Annotated in this window: 9 protein-coding genes; 8 read left to right on the plus strand and 1 reads right to left on the minus strand. The window is 71.5% G+C overall.

What is annotated here, in order from left to right:
- Positions 1-59 precede the first annotated feature (59 nt).
- From K933_RS02370 to K933_RS02400, 7 genes are all read left to right on the plus strand, one after another.
- The gene (locus K933_RS02370; protein WP_023393078.1) at positions 60-587 is read left to right on the plus strand and encodes a gluconate 2-dehydrogenase subunit 3 family protein; all 528 of its coding nucleotides are present in this window, start codon (positions 60-62) and stop codon (positions 585-587) included.
- Positions 584-2,182, plus strand: a complete 1,599-nt coding sequence (locus tag K933_RS02375; RefSeq protein WP_023393079.1) for a GMC family oxidoreductase — start codon at positions 584-586, stop codon at positions 2,180-2,182. The genes K933_RS02370 and K933_RS02375 overlap by 4 nt, the downstream gene beginning before the upstream one ends.
- A 63-nt stretch (positions 2,183-2,245) precedes the next feature.
- Positions 2,246-3,418 (plus strand): hypothetical protein, encoded by a 1,173-nt coding sequence (locus K933_RS02380; protein ID WP_023393080.1) that lies wholly within the window; start codon positions 2,246-2,248, stop codon positions 3,416-3,418.
- Positions 3,411-4,577, plus strand: a complete 1,167-nt coding sequence (locus K933_RS02385; protein ID WP_023393081.1) for an extracellular solute-binding protein — start codon at positions 3,411-3,413, stop codon at positions 4,575-4,577. The genes K933_RS02380 and K933_RS02385 overlap by 8 nt, the downstream gene beginning before the upstream one ends.
- Positions 4,577-6,202 carry an ABC transporter permease gene (locus tag K933_RS02390; protein ID WP_023393082.1) on the plus strand — a complete coding sequence of 542 codons (1,626 nt, stop codon included), beginning with the start codon at positions 4,577-4,579 and terminating at the stop codon, positions 6,200-6,202. Before K933_RS02385 ends, K933_RS02390 begins: the two co-directional genes overlap by 1 nt.
- Entirely contained in the window at positions 6,195-7,319 is a 1,125-nt protein-coding gene (locus K933_RS02395) for an ABC transporter ATP-binding protein (RefSeq protein WP_049947512.1), read from the plus strand. Before K933_RS02390 ends, K933_RS02395 begins: the two co-directional genes overlap by 8 nt.
- The gene (locus K933_RS02400) at positions 7,320-9,398 is read left to right on the plus strand and encodes a DUF7846 domain-containing protein (protein ID WP_023393084.1); all 2,079 of its coding nucleotides are present in this window, start codon (positions 7,320-7,322) and stop codon (positions 9,396-9,398) included.
- Between the two features lie 14 nt (positions 9,399-9,412).
- Here K933_RS02400 and K933_RS02405 read toward each other — a convergent pair whose 3' ends face one another.
- Entirely contained in the window at positions 9,413-10,114 is a 702-nt protein-coding gene (locus K933_RS02405; RefSeq protein WP_023393085.1) for a dolichyl-phosphate hexose transferase, read from the minus strand.
- Positions 10,115-10,586: 472 nt separating this feature from the next.
- On the opposite strand from K933_RS02405, the gene K933_RS02410 reads away from it, so the two are divergent.
- Positions 10,587-13,088, plus strand: coding sequence for a DUF5059 domain-containing protein (locus K933_RS02410; protein ID WP_049947513.1), 2,502 nt, complete (start codon positions 10,587-10,589; stop codon positions 13,086-13,088).
- The last annotated feature ends 36 nt before the right edge of the window (positions 13,089-13,124 follow it).

Raw genomic sequence — 13,124 nt, forward strand, 5'->3', positions numbered from 1 at the left:
CCAGCCGGGTTCGGAGACCAAACACTCTTGTTTAGGCCGGCCAAATCGGCGTACAGCCGATGGAACTGGACCGTCGCGACCTGCTCACGGCGCTGGCCGCTACCGGAGCAGGTTCGACAGCCGGCTGCTCCAGTACTCGGAGACAGGCGACCGATGGAGGGGACGTTTCCGACCACGACGCCGACACGCTCGTCGCACTCGCCGAGGTCCTCTACCCGTCGTCGGTGAGCAACGTCGGGGAGTTCGTCCGCGAGTACTCGCTCGAACGGGTCGCTGCCGACGCGGAGTACGCCGCCGGGGTCGCGGAGGCGGTGGGGAGTCTCGACGAGTACGTCTCGGAGTGGCACGACGTTCCGTACGCCGAACTCCCGACCGTCGAACGCGGGGAGATCCTCCGTCACATGACGGTCGACACCGCCGACCCCGACCCCGACGGGGTCGCGCGCGAGCGGATCCGATACTACCTCGTGAACGAACTGCTCTACGCCTTCTACACGACGCCCACGGGGGCGGGGCTCGTCGGACTGGAGAACCCGCCCGGCCACCCCGGCGGGACACGGTCGTACCGTCGGGGGCCGGACTCGTGAACGGGGGGGTCGACCGAACCCCCTCGGGCCGGGTCGACGCCTGCGTCGTCGGCGCCGGGCCCGCGGGTGCGCTCGTCGCCGCCGAACTCGCGTCGGCAGGGTACGACGTAGTCGTCCTCGACGCCGGGCCTCGGTTCGACCCCGCGGACCGCGAGGCACGGATGGAACGGCACCTCCGGCCCGGCGACCGCGAACCGGTGTGGGACATGGGCGGCGAACGCGACGCGTACAGCGCGACCGGCGCGCGGGAGTATCCGCTCAACGCCGCGCGCGTGAAGGGGGTGGGCGGGAGCACGCTCCACTGGCAGGGCATGGTGATGCGCCTCCACGAGCAGGACTTCCGGCTCGACTCGGAGCTCGGGGTGGCGACCGACTGGCCGCTCTCGTACGACGACCTCAGACCGTACTACGCGGCCGCAGAGGAGGAGCTGTCGGTGGCGGGCGCGTCCGACAACCCGTTCGCGCCGCCGCGAGAGACCCCCCATCCGCTGCCGGCGTTCCCGCCCTCCTACAGCGACTCGCTGTTCGCCGAGGCGTGCGAGGAACTCGGGATCGCGACCCACTCGGTGCCGAACGCGCGCAACTCGGAGCCGACCGACGAGGGGGGAGCGTGCGTCGGCTACGGCACCTGCAAGCCGGTGTGTCCCTCCGGCGCGAAGTACGACGCCACCCGTCACGTCGCCCGCGCGGAGGCCGACGGCGCGCGCGTGGTCGACCGCGCGCCGGTTCAGCGACTCGTCCACGACGACGCCGGCGACCGAGTCACCGCCGCGGTGTACGCGACTCCCGACGGGACCGAACACCGCCAGGAGGCCCGGGAGTTCGTCGTCGCGGCCGGCGGGGTGGAGACGCCGCGGCTCCTGCTGCTCTCGAAGTCGGAGCGCTATCCCGACGGCCTCGCCAACTCCTCGGGGCTCGTGGGGCGGTACTTCACCGACCACCTGTTCGCCGGCGTCGGCGGCACACTCGACGAGCCGACCCGGCAGAAACACGTCGGATTCAACACGACCGAGAGCCACCAGTTCTACGACCGTTCGGACGGCGCCCGGGGAGCGATCAAACTCGAGTTCCTCAACTACGCCGGCCCGGCTCCCGCGGACGTCGCAACGGGAGCGGAGACGTTCGGAGACGACCTGCTCGCGGAGATACGCGGGGCGTACGGGAACCGGATCGCGGTCGGGGGGTTGGTCGAACAGTACCCCCGCGCGGAGAACCGGGTCCGACTCGACCCGTCCCGGACCGACGCCCACGGCAACCCCGTCCCGGACGTGGTGTGGAGCCTCGACCGGCGAACGAGAGCGACGATCGAACGCGCGAACGAGATCCAGCGGTCGATCCTCGAGGAGATGGGCACCGACGTCGACTGGACCGTCGGGCCGGAGAACACGGGGCCGGCGTTCCACCACATGGGGACGACCCGGATGGGGACCGACCCCGACGAGAGCGTCGTCGCGCCGACCCTCCGGACGCACGACCTGGCGAACCTCTCCGTGGTGGGTAGCTCCGCGTTCGTCACGGGCGGCGCGATGAACCCCACGCTCACGATCGCGGCGCTCGCGCTGAAGGCGTCCGACCACGTCGCCGAACGCCTCTGACGCGTTTTGGCTGTCCGAAAACCGTCAGGCTTTAGGATAGCCTAAACGCAGACCGGCCAACGCATGAACGCTCGCGCCAGTCACGATATCTGCGTCGTGGTCCCGACGGTTCGGAACCACGAGTGCGTCCGCGAGTACGTCGACAACGCCCGCGAACACGGGTTCGACGTCGACCGACTCTTCGTCGTCCTCGTCACCGAGGACTTCTGTGACGCCGACGCGATGGAGGGAACGCTCGCCGAGGCGGGGGTCGCCGGCGCCGTCTTCGACGCGAGCGCACGGCGGCGGTGGTTCGACGCACACGGCCTCTCGGCGTACGACCACCTCGTCCCCGCGGCGAGTCACGCACAGACCTCGTTCGGCCTGCTCTACCTCTGGGCGAACGAGCGGTTCGAGTACGGCGTCTTCCTCGACGACGACACCCGACCGCACCCCGGGACGGACTTCTTCGGGACCCACCTGTCGAACCTCCACCACGACGGCCCCGTCGAGACGGTCCGGACCGACAGTTCGTGGGTGAACGTGCTCTACCAGACCGACGACGACCTCTACCCCCGAGGGTACCCGTACGGGGCGATGGACGAGACGGTCGAGACGACGACCGAACGCGTCGACTCCGTCGTCGCCTCCCAGGGGCTGTGGACCAACGTGCCCGACCTCGACGCGGTTCGAATCCTGATGGACGGCGACCTGCGGGGGCAGTCGCGAACGCGGACCGACGCCGACGACTTCGGCCGCGACTTCGTCGCCGCCGAGGGGGAGTACCTCACCGTCTGTTCGATGAACCTCGCGTTCCGCCGGGAGGTCGTCCCGGCGTTCTACCAGTTGCCGATGGACGACAACGAGTGGGACGTCGGCCGGTTCGACGACATCTGGTCGGGGGTGTTCCTCAAGCGGGCGTGCGACGTGCTCGGCAAACGGGTGTACACCGGCGCGCCGCTGTGTCGACACGACAAGGCGCCACGGTCGACGTTCGACGACCTGACGAACGAGGTGGCGGGACTCGAACTCAACGAACACCTCTGGGAGGTCGTCGACGACACCGCCGGGGACGCCGACTCGTTCCGCGAGGCGTTCGCCGCCATGGCCGACACGCTTGCGGAGGGTGAGTTCGACGAGTTGAACAACGGCGGATTCCTCAACCACTGCGGGGAGTACATGCGCGACTGGCTCGACTGCCTCGCCGACATCGACGCCGCGGAGATGGGGGCCGAGGCGGTGGTCGCGGATGACTGACCCGACCGGCGACCGGCGGCGGTTCCTCGCGGCCGTCGGCGCCGCCGGGGCGGCGGGGCTGGCCGGCTGTAGTGGGTTCGGGGGCCTCGACGGCTCGGACGCCGGCACCGACGCTGCGGCGAACGCGAGCGGGTCGACCGCCGGGTTCACCGAGTTCCGCGGCTCCGGCCCGCTCGCGGAGGGGCGCGGCGAGTTCGGCGGGACCCGGATCGCGGATCTGCCCGACCTGTCGGGCGAGTTGACGGTCTACCTCGGCGGCGGCGAGGGCGGACTCTACCGCGACCTCGTGTCGATCCTCCAGGAGATCTACCCCGACTTCCGGGTCAACCTCCGCGAGTCGGGCACCGCCGACGCGGCGAACACGATCATCGGCGAGGGGGAGGCGACGCCCGCCGACGTGTTCTGGTCGGTCGACGCCGGGTCGCTCGCGGCGGTCGCGAACGAGGGGCTGACCGCGACGCTCCCCGCGGCGGTGGTCGACCCAGTGCCCCAGACGTTCCACCCGGACGACGAGTGGGTCGGTGTCGCGGGGCGCGCGCGGTCGATCCCGTACAACACGGACGCGCTGTCGGCCGAGGGCGTCCCCGAGAGCGTGATGACGATCCCCGACCGGCCGGACCTCGCGGGGTCGATGGGGTGGGCGCCGACGTACGGCGCGTTCCAGGCGTTCGTCACGGCGATGCGCATCCTCGAAGGCGAGGGGACAACCCGTGAGTGGCTCTCCGCGATGGTCGAAGCGGGCGTCACCGAGTACAGCAACGAGTTCCTCGTCTCGAACGCGGTGGCCGACGGCGAGATCGACGCCGGGTTCGCCAACCACTACTACGCGCTCCGCGTGCAGGCGTCCCGGCCCGACGCACCGGTCGACCTGGCGTTCACGAGCGGCGACGCGGGCGGGCTGATAAACGCCGCGGGCGCGGCCGTCCTCGCGCCGACCGACGCCCAGCAACTGGCCAACACGTTCGTCCGCCACCTGCTGTCGGCGGAGGCGCAGGAGTTCTTCGCCACCCGGACGTACGCGTACCCGATGGTCGAGGGGATCCCGCCGGTCGGCGGACTGCCCTCCATCGACGAGTTGAACCCGCCGGATATCGACCTCGGGCGACTGTCGAATCTCCAGCCGACGCTCGAACTCATGCGCGAGGTGGGCGTGCTCTGATGTCCGCCGAGGAACCCGGCCGGGTGCGCGCCGCGGTCGGACTCGGCGGCGACGACGGCGACGAGGTCGGCCCCGGCGTCGCCGCCCTCGCCGGCGCGGTGGCCGCCGCCGTGCTCTCGCCGCTCGCGTGGCTGCTGTTGCGTGCCACGGAGATCGACCCCGCGGCGGCGCTGTCGCTCGTCACCTCGCCGACGGCGACCGAGGTGCTCGCAAACAGCCTGCTGCTCGTCGGCGTGGTCACGTCGGCGTCCGTCCTCCTCGGCGTCCCGCTGGCGGTGTTGACCGTCCAGACCGACCTCCCCTTCCGTCGGCTGTGGACGGTGCTCGTCGCCCTGCCGTTGGTCGTCCCGAGCTACATCGGGGCGTTCGCGTACGTCTCCGCGTTCGGACCCAACGGCGAACTCGCCGACCTCCTCGGGCCGTTCGGGGTGTCGGTGCCGACGGTGTACGGCCTCCCGGGAACCGCGCTCGTGTTGACGCTGTTCGTCTACCCGTACGTGTTCCTCACGACGCGCGCGTCGCTGCTGTCGTTCGACGACAGCCAGTTGGAGGCCGCAAGAACCCTGAACGACGGCTACCTCGCCGCCTTCCGGCGGGTGATCCTCCCGCAGATAACCTCGGGCGTCACGGCGGGCGCGCTGTTGGTCGCACTCTACGTGCTCTCGGACTTCGGGACGCCGGCGATCATGCGCTTCGACGTGTTCACGCGGGTCATCTACGTCGAACTCAACAGCTTCGGCGTCGGGCGGGCGAACGCCACGCTCCTGTCGCTGGAACTCCTCGCGGTGACGGCGGTCGTGCTCGCGCTCGAGTCGCGGGTCGGCGGCGATGAGACCGCCGGGTACGGCACGCCCGCCTCCGCGACGCCCGTGGTCTCGCTCGGGCGGTACCGGTGGGTCGCGGCGGCACTCCCCGCGCTCGTGACGCTGTTCACGCTCGCGCTCCCGGTCGGCGTGCTCGCGATGTGGCTCGTCCGCTCGGGGCCGGGGTACGCCGGCGGCGGCCTCGCGTTCCGTCCGGCGTTCGCCGCCAACTCGGTGTACGTCGCCGCGGTCGCGGCGGGAGCGACGGTCGTGTTGGCGCTCCCGGTGGCGTACTACGCCGGCCGGTCGGACTCGTGGTTCGCTCGGGCGACCGAACGGGCGACGTACCTCGGCTACGCGATGCCGGGCGTCGTCCTCGGGTTGGCGCTGGTCTTCTTCGGCATCCGGTACGCGCCGGCGCTCTACCAGACGCTCCCGCTGCTCGTCTTCGCGTACGTCGTCCGCTTTCTCCCGCAGGCGGTCGGCTCGACCCGCTCGTCGGTGCTCGGGGTCGACCGGCAACTCCTCGGCGCGGCGCGCGTCCTCGGGGCGTCCCGCCGGCGGACGTTCCGACGGGTGACGCTCCCGCTGGTCGCGCCGGGACTACTCGCGGGCGCGGCGCTCGTCTTCCTCACGACGATGAAGGAACTCGACACGACGCTGATCCTCCATCCCACAGGGTTCACGACGCTCGTGACGTACATCTGGCGTGTACAGGAGGCCGGCTACTACGGGCGGGCGGCGCTCCCCGCGCTCGTGTTGGTCGTCGTGTCGGGGCTGTCGATGATCCCGCTGTTGCGTCAGGGGGGTGACGATGCGTAACGCGGGGTCCGAGGAGGCGACGCGGTCGCCCCCGCGGACCGACGACGACACCGGCGCCGAGACGGTGCTCGAACTCTCGGGGGTCCGGAAGGCGTACCGCTCGGAGACGGCGGTCTCGGGGGTCGACCTGGCGGTCGAGCGGGGCGAACTACTCACCCTGCTCGGGCCGTCGGGCTGCGGGAAGACGACGACTCTCCGGCTGATCGCGGGGCTCGACGCGCCGACCGAGGGGACGGTGACCGTCGGCGGCGAGACGGTCGCGGGCGACGGGGCGGTCACCCCGCCGGAGGAGCGCGACGTGGGGATGGTGTTCCAGGAGTTCGCGCTGTTCCCTCACCTCACCGTAGCCGAGAACGTCGCGTTCGGACTCGACGACCTCGACGACGCGGCCACGGACGCGCGCGTGGACGAACTGCTCGACTTGGTCGGCCTCGCGGCGTACGGCGACCGGGCGCCGGGCGACCTCTCGGGCGGCCAGCGTCAGCGGGTCGCGCTCGCCCGCTCGCTCGCGCCCGAACCCGACGTGCTCCTCCTCGACGAACCGTTCTCGAACCTCGACGTCCGCCTCCGCGTCGAGATGCGCGAGGAGGTCAAGCGGATCCTCGACGAGGCGGGCGTCACCGCCGTCTCCGTCACCCACGACCAGGAGGAGGCGCTCTCCATCTCCGACCGGGTGGCGGTGATGCACGACGGCCGGATCGAACAGGTCGGCGCGCCCGGCGACGTGTTCGAACACCCCGAGTCGCGGTTCGTCGCCTCCTTCCTCGGGCAGGCCGACTTCCTGCCCGCCCGGGTCGGCGAGTCGGCCGTCGAGACGCCGCTCGGGTCGTACGCCCGCGCCCGGCTGAAGGGGGTCACCGACGACTACCGCGGCGCCACGGTGGACGCGCTCGTCCGCCCGGACGACCTCCGGGCGACGCCGACGGCCGACGCGGACGCCGACGGCCGCGTCGTCGGTCGACGGTACGCCGGCCCCTCGTTCGTCTACCGGGTCGAACTTGCCGACGGAACCGTCGTGAGCTGCCTTCACAACCACACCGAGGAGTTCGCGGTCGGCACCCCCGTCACGGTCGAACTCGTCGCGGACCACCCGCTCGCGTGGTACCCCGACCGATAGATGCGCCGCGGCTGGTCGTCCCGACTCGACGCCCCGCGGACGGCGACGCTCGCGCTCTGTGCGCTCGCCGGGGCCGTCGCGCTCGCCGTCGCGACGCTCGTCTTCCCGTACCGGTCGATCAACCACGACGAGGCGGTCTACCTCCAGCAGGCGGCGCTCCTCCTCGACGGGCGACTGTTCCTCCGCCCGCCGGTCGAGGACGCGTTCCGGCCGTGGTTCTTCGTCGGGGAGGGCGACCGCCTGTACCCGAAGTACGCCCCGATTCCCGCCGCGGTGTTCGCGCTCGGACGGCTCGCCGGCGGCTACCCGCTCGCGCTCGCGGCCGTCGCCGCGACGACCGTCGGCCTGACGGCGGCGCTTGGGCGGGAACTGTTCGACGCCCGCGTCGGACTCCTCGCCGGCGTCATGCTCGTCGCGTCGCCGCTGTTCCTCGTCCAGTCGGGGGTGTTCCTCCCGTACGCGACGACGACGGCGCTGAACCTCGGGTTCGCGCTCGCGTACCTCCGCGCCGAGCGCCGGGGGAGTCTCGCGGCCGCCGCGGCCGCAGGCGCCGTGGTCGGTCTCGCCTTCTTCGCACGGCCGTACACCGCCCTGTTGTTCGCGCTCCCGTTCGTCGCGCACGCCTGCTGGACGCTCGGCCGGTCGGGGGCGCACCGCGCCGTCCTCCCGCGTACGGACGACGCCTCCGGGACGCCCGACCGGGCACTCGTCGTGCGCCGACTCGCCACCGCGGGGCTCGGAACCGCGGGCGTGGCGACGGCGCTCGGCTACAACCTGCTCGTCACCGGCGATCCGCTCGTGTTCCCCTACCAGGCGTTCGCCCCGCGCGACGGCGTCGGCTTCGGCGCCCGCGAGATACTAGGCCACCAGGTGGAGTACACCGTCCGGCTGGCGCTCCGCTCGAACGTGCTGGTCCTGCGGCGGCTGTTCGCCGACTGGGTCGTCGCCGGGCCGGTCGGGACGGCCCTGGCCGTCGTCGGCGTCGCCGCGTCGGCCCGGCGGACCCGCGAGCGCCCCCGCCGCGCGCTCCTCGCGGCGCTGTTCCTCACGGTCCCGCTCGGCAACGTCGCCTTCTGGGGCAACTTCAACCTCCTCGGGAGCCTCGCCTCACCGACCGACGGGCTGATACACTACCTCGGCCCGTACTACCACTACGACCTGCTCGTCCCGGTCGCCGTCTTCGGCGCTAACGGGGCACTCCTCGTCGGCGGCCGGGTCCGGCACGCGGTCGGCAGTCGGGCACCGCCGGCTCACGCCCGGCGGGTCGCGCTCGCCGCCCTGGTCGTGAGCGCGACAGCCTTCGGCGCCGTCGCGGCGACGACCGCCGCGGAACCGCTCGCGCGCAACGACCGCGCGAGCGACGAACTCGCCGCGGCCTACGCGCCCGTCGCCGACGGCGGGTCCGACGACGCGGTGGTGTTCCTCCCCACGCCGTACGGCCCGTGGCTCAACCACCCGTTCCAGGCGCTCCGGAACGACCCCGGGTTCGACGGCCCGACGGTGTACGCGCTCGGGGGGACGAACGAACTCGCCGTCGCCGAGGCGTACCCGTCCCGGTCGCTCTTCCGCTACGTCTACGCCGGGACGTGGGCGCCGACCGACGACTCGACCGTCGAGGCCGCCGTCGTCCCCGTCGACCGGGTCGCCGGCGAGCGTCTCGAACTCGACGCGACCGTCCCGGTTCCGTCGGGCGCGCGCGACGTGACGCTCCGCGTGGCGACCGACGGCGGCGCCGCCTACTACGTGGCGTCCCCGGAGGCGGGCGCCCTCCCGGTGACGCTCGTCGTCGACGACGGTGCGGTCCGGGCGTCGGGCGCCGGCGTCTCCCCCGTCGCGAACGGGACCGACCGACTCACCGTCGGCGGACGCGACGAGGTGACCGTCGAGATACACGTCACCACCGGGGCGAGCGCGGGCGTCACGTACCGGCTGGCGCTCCCCGTCGAACGCGAGGGGGGGACGCTCCGCGCGCTCTCGCCGACACGCGAGCGCTGTGCGGTCCCGACGCGGTGCGTCCCGGTCGGCGTCGGCGGAGGAGCGGGCGGCTTCGAGGCGACTCTCTCGAACGGGACTGCCTGAGGCGCGCCGGCCGCTCACCCGCGCCGGAACCGCTCGTCGAGACAGACGCGGACTATCGACCCCGCGATGGCCGCACCCCCCGACAACGGGTCGAGCGTCGTCTCGCCGAGGCGCTCGTCGTAGTCGATGGGTTCCTCGCGGACGCGGTAGCCGCGCATCGACGGGCGGAGGAGCAGTTCGGCCGACAGGCCGGTGTTCTCCGTCCACTCGATCCCCTCGATCAGGTCGGCCCGGTACGCCCGCATCCCGGTCGTCACGTCGTGGAGTCGTCGGCCCGCAAGCGCGCTCGCGAGGCCCGCGAACGCGCGGTTCCCGTGGCGGTTCAGCGTCGGCATCGTCGCGGCGCCGCGGTAGAGGCGGTCGCCGCTCACCACGTCGTACCCCTCGTTGATCAGGTCGAGGAAGTCCGGGATGCGTTCGAGCGGGTAGGTGCCGTCGCAGTCGGTCGTCACCCGGACCGGACGGGACGCCGACAGCAGTGCCTCGCGGACGGCGACGCCGTACCCCCGCGGCGGCTGGCTGATCACCTTCACGCCGCGCTCTCGGGCGATCGCGGGCGTCCCGTCGGTCGACCCGTCCACGACGACGACCTCCGCCCGCCCGTCGGTCGCGGCGTCGATCCCGTCGAGGACCGGGCCGATCGCCTCCTCCTCGTTGTACGTCCCCATGACGACGCTCACGTCGTCGAGAGTGAACGGCTCCGGTTGAGCGGACATCGGCCGAGGGGTCGGGTCGGGTGCACTTGAGGGTTACAGACCGCACTCGCCATCGGCGGAGCTACTTCGCTCCCCCTCGCGGTGGGAACGGGACCGTCACGCTCGCCGGATCCGGTGAACGGACCGAAGCCCGTTCTCGTGGCTGTGGCCGCGACGGGCGTCGACTCGCTCACGAGGCTCCGCTCCGTTCGGAAGTCACCGGGTCACGCCCCCGAGACGGGTCGTGTCGGTCCCACCAGCGGTCGTTCGACAGCGGAGCCCGGTTCAACGAGACGGGGACGGTCGACCCGTCAGTCGGGGTGTCTCGGCGAACACCAGATCGTCCGGGTCCGTACCGAACGGTTTCGTTTCGGTCACCACACCGCTGACTGAACAACTTTATACACCACGGGCTGTCAGATCGAGGGAGCCGACGGCTTTGGCCGACCTAAAATCGGAACTGTTATGGATATTTAGGCTGGCCTAAAGACAGATGCAGCAAACCAGACGCAACCTGCTGTCGACGAGTGCAGCGGCCATCGCGGCCGGTCTCGCCGGTTGCAACGCGGTGGGCGAAGACAGTGGCACCGACGGCAACGCCAGCACGGGGTCCGGGGAGTCGACCGGGACACCGACTGCGGACCCGACTGATACGGAGCCCGCTTCCGTCGACGTCTCCGCGGAGACGGCTCTCGCCGCCGAGTGGAACGTCATGCGGGCACGACTCCACGACGCGGTGACCCTCGGTCGGATCGGTCAGAACGCCGCGGCGGCGTCGCTGGTCGGAGACGTCTTCGCACGCTTCGAACGGGCCACGGGGGAGTTCGGCGCCCACGAAGGGCTCGAAGCCACCAGCGAGGAACTGTACGAATCCTTCGAAGGGAACCTCGAAACGGCGCGTTCGGCGTTCGAGGAGGGAGCAACCGACGAAGCGATCGGGGCCATCGACGGTGCAGGGGACGACCTACTGGCCGCCCAGCAGGAGCGAACCTCCGACGCCGTCGCGGACGCGTTCACGCTGTTCGTCGTCGGCTCGCGGGTGCGGAATATCGACGCCGTTGCGGCCGCCGGCGCGACGGACGCGGCGGCGACCGTCGGCGAGCGCGTCGTCGCCGATTTCGAGCGGATTCCCGCCCACGACACGCTCGAATCCGCGGGTGAGGAGAACTACGAAGCGTTCGAAGGGGCGCTCGGCGACGCCGTCGAGGCGGCGAACTCCGGCGACGCCGCCGCCGTGCACGAGGCGGCGCTCTCCTCGAGTTCGGCGATCGTGGGTGCCGCCTACGAACTCGTCCCCGAGGCGGTCGCGGGCGTCGGTCACCTCTCGCTGATGGGGGCCGTCGGCTTCGACGCGGAGATGGCCGGCAACGTGGGTGGACCCGGTCTCGGCCTCGCACACGCGGCCGGTCTCGACGGCTACCGGGCTCGCGTTCGGGACGCCGCGTGGCTCTACGAAGCCGGAGATACCGAGGCCGCGAAAGCTGCCGCGCAGTCGATCTTCCAGCACTTCGAGGGCGCTCGGGCCCACGAAGCCCTCGAAGAGGCCGACCACGACGCCTACGAAACCTTCGAGCACGAGGGGCTGGAGTCGCTCGTCTCGGCCATCGAGAACGGGGACGACGCGGCCGTCGACGACGCGGTGACGGCCGTCCACGACGGTCTCACCTCGGGGATCGACACCCTGGCTGGCGAGGACGCGCCCGTCCTCGAATCGGGGTTCTTCCGCGCCCGTCTCGGCGACGCCCGCGAGCGCTACGGTCGGGGCGAGCGCGAGGTGGCCGCGACGACAGCGGAGAGCCTCTTCGCTCGCTTCGAGCAGAACGAGGCGGAGTTCCACGAGACGCTCGAATCGACGAGCGAGGACCTCTATCACTCCTTCGAGGAGGAACACCTGACCGCTCTCCCCGACGCCTTCCGGGCGGGCGACGACGAAGCCGTCGACACGCATCTCACCGGCGCGATGGACACCCTCGTCGAGTTCGAGGCGACCGCCGGGTCGACGCCGGTCGCGAGCGCCGCGGCGGCGACCTACATGACCGGTCGGGCCTGCGACGCGGGCGTCCTCGCGACGCTCGGTTCGACCGACCGGGCCGAGACGGTCGCGAGTGATGCCTTCGCCTACTTCGAAGCCGGTGCCAACGGCTTCCACGAGGCGGTCGAATCCGCCAGCGAGGACCGGTATCACGCCTTCGAGGAGGCGCTCGGGAGCGTGCGCACCGCCGCGACGGGCGACGCCGACGCCTACGACGCCGCGACGACGTTCGCGGACGAGGCGACCGCCGCGGTCTACGCTGTCGTCGAGAGTGGGGGGTCCGCCGGTACCAACTCCGGCGACGCCGGCATCGGCCTCTCGACGCTCGTGAGCGACGTGTTCGCCACCTTCGAGAACGCGCGTGTCCACGAGATACTCGAAGAGGGGGACCACGAGGCCTACGAGACGTTCGAGAGCGCGCTCTCGGACTACGTCTCCGCGCTCGACGGTGGCGAGGGCGTCGACACCGCGACGGAGCGGTTCGCCCAAGCGACCCGGAACGCGGCGTTCGCGGTCGCCGGGGCCATCGACGAGGCCCCCGAAATCTCCGGCGGCGAGAGTGGGGGCGAGAACGGTGGCGGCGGGGAGAGCGACCTACAGGGTGGCCCGAACGTGGTCGAAGGCGTGCCGGAGGACGCCGACCACGTCGTCACCATGAACGCCGTCTCGTACGACCCCGTCGAACTGACTGTCTCGGCCGGGGACACGGTCGCCTGGGAGTGGGCCGCCGGCGAGGGGCACACTGTCACCGCCTACGAGGCGGAGATGCCGGACGGAGCGACCTACTGGGCCTCCGGTGGCTTCGAATCCGAGGAGGCGGCCAGAAGCGGCTGGGAGAACGGCGAGGGTGTCGTCCAGTCGGGACAGTCGTACGTTCACACGTTCGAGACGACCGGCACACACGAGTACTTCTGCGTCCCTCACGAGGCCGCTGGAATGACCGGAACTGTGACCGTCGAATAGCGGTGATATCGTAGGCCAGATACTGCTGTCGTGAGG

This window comes from Candidatus Halobonum tyrrellensis G22 (assembly GCF_000495475.1).
GTDB lineage: Archaea > Halobacteriota > Halobacteria > Halobacteriales > Haloferacaceae > Halobonum > Halobonum tyrrellense.